Source organism: Corallococcus sp. CA047B (assembly GCF_003612065.1).
Classification (GTDB): Bacteria; Myxococcota; Myxococcia; order Myxococcales; family Myxococcaceae; genus Corallococcus; species Corallococcus praedator.
Map to the genome: position 1 here is coordinate 1 of NZ_RAWD01000745.1, position 402 is coordinate 402.

At 24.9% G+C, this 402-nt stretch carries 1 protein-coding gene; it reads left to right on the forward strand.

The annotated features are described in order from the left end of the window. The coding region (locus D7X74_RS44775) for an ABC transporter permease (protein WP_370450874.1) at positions 1–402 on the forward strand (402 nt) is incomplete at both ends.

The window sequence follows — 402 nt, forward strand, 5'->3', positions numbered from 1 at the left end:
GTATTACTCATTTATTTTTCATTTTTAGATATCAATGGACATTTTAGTTTCACGAATTATCAACAAATTTTTACTACAAAATATTTGAAAATGTTTGCATATTCAATTTTATATGCCGCTTTAATAACAATTATTACCTTGGCTATCAGTTATCCAGCTGCCTATTATATTACTCGTTCGAAATTTCAAAATATCTTATTAATGATAATGATTATTCCAACATGGATAAATTTATTGTTAAAGACATATGCTTTTATAGGTTTATTAAGTCATGATGGCGTGATTAATCAATTTTTCCACTTATTTAATTTGCCATCATTCAATTTGTTATTTACAACTGGTGCGTTTTTAGTAGTGGCAAGTTACATTTATATTCCATTTATGATTTTACCTATATTTAAT